Consider the following 2,958-nt stretch of genomic DNA (forward strand, 5'->3'; position numbering starts at 1 on the left):
CACGTCTGGTCCTAATATCCCCGTTCGGAGCCTCCGGTGGGGATATTTCAAAAAAGTGAAGGGTTTAGAACGGCAGTTTCATATCTGCAGGCAGGCCAAGGCCTTCGGTCAGTTTACCCATTTCGCTTGCGGATTTATCAGCAGCCTTTTGTTGGGCTTCTTTGATCGCGGCGAGAATGAGGTCTTCAACGATCTCTTTTTCATCGCCGTTGAAGATGGAAGGATCAATGTCCAGTGCTGTCAGTTCGCCCTTGGCCGTTGCTGTTGCCTTCACAAGGCCCGCGCCACTTTCGCCAACGACCATCATGCTTGCCAAGTCTTCCTGCAACTGGGCCATTTGGTCCTGCATTTCTTTCGCTTTTTTCATCATGCCCGCCATATCGCCGAGCTGGCCTAGTCCTTTGAACATTTTTATCTCCTGAGTGGTTTGGGCTTAGATAAGGGGCCAAGTGTCGTGGGGCAAGCGGTCCAAGAGATTGTCTCTGTTAAGACCTCAGGGAAACTTTGGCTTCAGCGTGTATAGGACGTAATTTTCGGGCGTATGCCCTTACAGAGTTCTGAGAACGCAGCTTTTTTATCAGCTAGGCGAAGAGCATTCGAGAAGGATAAAATTTGAGCAGTCGAGTTTTCGACTTTGTGAATGTACCATTGATTACGGTGATATCTCCAAAGAATAGCTCCGCAAAATTGCTGTTTCGCACTGGCCTTCGAGCCAAATACGACGCTTGTATAATGACCGTTTGGAAATCCTGCGGGATGACGCAGTTCTCTAGGTTGAACAATGACATGAAGCGTCGAACCTGAGAATTTGACACCGCGGCTTTGCATGGATTGAAGAACGTCAACCGGCTTATCCTTGCGCCTTAGTGTTTTAAGGCGTGGGTCTAGTTTTGCTGCGACCAAATCTAGTCTTCCAGCATCGATTTCTTTGAAGATAGTATTGGTGTGTTTCGCCGCATCTTGCAGTTTTTCATTGGGATCGTCGTGAGCAAGAACTGCGGTATTGGAAATGGTTAGTGTGAAAAGCGTTAGAAAAGCAATTTTGGTAACACGTAGCATTTAGTCTTCCTCAAACGGATCCCACTCATCTTCCACCTCAGGCAGCGCTTCTGCGAAGGCCTCGTTGGCGATGTCTTGGGTGGTTTTGATGTCGATGATTTTGGCACTTGGAAACGCCTCAAAAACGGCTTTGACCAAGGGATGCTCGGCCGCTTCATCCTTGAGTGCGATATCTGCGGCGTCGCGTTTTTCTGCGATGGTTTCTGCGCCGCCCTCATTCACAAGTGTGACGGCCCAGCGGTTGCCGGTCCAAAGCTGTAGTTTCTGGCCAAGGCGCTGCGCAAGGTCCGCAGGTGCGTTTTGGTGCGGTTCGAACTCAATACGACCCGGCTGGTAGTTGGCGAGGCGCACGCCACCTTCGACCTCAACGAGTAGCTTTACATCACGATTGGCACGTATGAGTTCGACGACGTGATCAAATGTAGGAAATCGTTCAAGCGTTTCCGCATCAAGCTGTTGGGCGGTGGCCGCTCCGCCAGCTGCGCCGCCTGATGTAGTCATGCGGGATTGGGCGCTAGCAACTGTGGTTGTTCCTGCGCTCATGCCGCCGCCGCCACCGCCACCAGATGGGCTCGGCGGGGGTGGTGTGTCTTGAAGTTTACGGATCAATTCCTCTGGGCTGGGCAGTTCGGCGACGTGTGTTAGGCGAATGATCGCCATTTCCGCCGCCATCATAGAGTTCGGCGCGCTTGCCACCTCATCGAGGGCCTTAAGCAACATTTGCCACATTCGGGTCATGGCGCGCATGGGCAGATCGGTGGCCAATTGTAGACCACGGGCGCGCTCATCTGGCGACACGGTTGGATCGTCGGCGGCGTCAGGCGTGATCTTTACGACAGAGATCCAGTGGGTGATTTCGGCCAAGTCGCGCAAGACGGCCATTGGATCAGCGCCAGCCGCATATTGCGCGCCAAGCTCTGTCAGCGCCGCTGCAGCGTCACCGCGCATGATCATCTGGTAGAGATCCAGAACGCGGCCGCGATCAGCTAGGCCGAGCATCGCGCGCACTTGTTCAACCGTTGTTTCGCCCGCGCCATGGCTGATTGCCTGATCCAGCAAGGACGTCGCATCACGGGCAGAGCCTTCGGCGGCGCGTGTGATCAGTGCCAAAGCGTCATCATTGATTTGGGCGTTCTCGCCCTTGGCGATGCGTTGCAGCATGCCAATCATGTCTTCGGGCTCAATACGGCGGAGATCGAAACGCTGACACCGCGAGAGCACTGTCACGGGAACTTTGCGAATCTCGGTGGTCGCAAAGATGAATTTCACATGGGCTGGGGGTTCTTCCAATGTCTTCAACAGAGCGTTGAAGGCAGAGGTCGACAGCATGTGGACCTCATCGATGATGTAAATCTTGTAGCGCGCTGATGCGGCGCGGTAATGCACGCTTTCAATAATTTCACGAATATCGCCAACACCCGTGCGCGATGCAGCATCCATTTCCATGACGTCCACATGACGCCCTTCCATGATGGCCGTGCAGTTTTCGCAAACGCCGCAGGGTTCGGTTGTTGGACCGCCGTTTCCATCGGGTCCGATACAGTTGATGCCTTTGGCGATGATCCGTGCGGTCGTTGTTTTCCCGGTGCCGCGGATACCTGTCATGACAAAGGCCTGCGCAATGCGATCCGCCTCGAACGCATTTTTCAGCGTGCGCACCATGGCTTCTTGGCCGACGAGATCGACAAAAGTCTCTGGGCGATATTTGCGCGCGAGGACGCGATAGGCGGTGTCAGGAGTGTCTGTCATGTGCGCTTTCAGATTCGAACCTTTTGCCAAGGTAGGGCGCGTGCGCTGCCTCGTCTAGCCGATTGAGCGAAAGGAGGCTACAGTTTGCGCAAATTAGTAAGGAGTATCGCCATGCGGTTGCGTGGAACCCGAGGAAGTCGGAACATTGAA

General features: G+C 54.1%; 3 protein-coding genes. All 3 read right to left on the reverse strand.

Annotation, left to right across the window (positions count from 1 at the left end; all coding sequences use genetic code 11):
- Positions 1–64: 64 nt before the first annotated feature.
- Positions 65–409: a YbaB/EbfC family nucleoid-associated protein gene (locus ABJQ89_RS21745; RefSeq protein WP_348498243.1), complete on the reverse strand. Its 345-nt coding sequence runs from the start codon at positions 407–409 to the stop codon at positions 65–67.
- 101 nt (positions 410–510) lie between these two features.
- Positions 511–1,059, reverse strand: a complete 549-nt coding sequence (locus ABJQ89_RS21750; protein WP_348498244.1) for a hypothetical protein — start codon at positions 1,057–1,059, stop codon at positions 511–513.
- Positions 1,060–2,820: a DNA polymerase III subunit gamma/tau gene (locus ABJQ89_RS21755; protein ID WP_348498245.1), complete on the reverse strand. Its 1,761-nt coding sequence runs from the start codon at positions 2,818–2,820 to the stop codon at positions 1,060–1,062. It lies immediately after the preceding gene.
- Between the last annotated feature and the right edge of the window lie 138 nt (positions 2,821–2,958).

It is taken from the genome of Planktotalea sp. (genome assembly GCF_039984035.1).
In the GTDB taxonomy this organism is placed as follows: Bacteria; Pseudomonadota; Alphaproteobacteria; order Rhodobacterales; family Rhodobacteraceae; genus Planktotalea.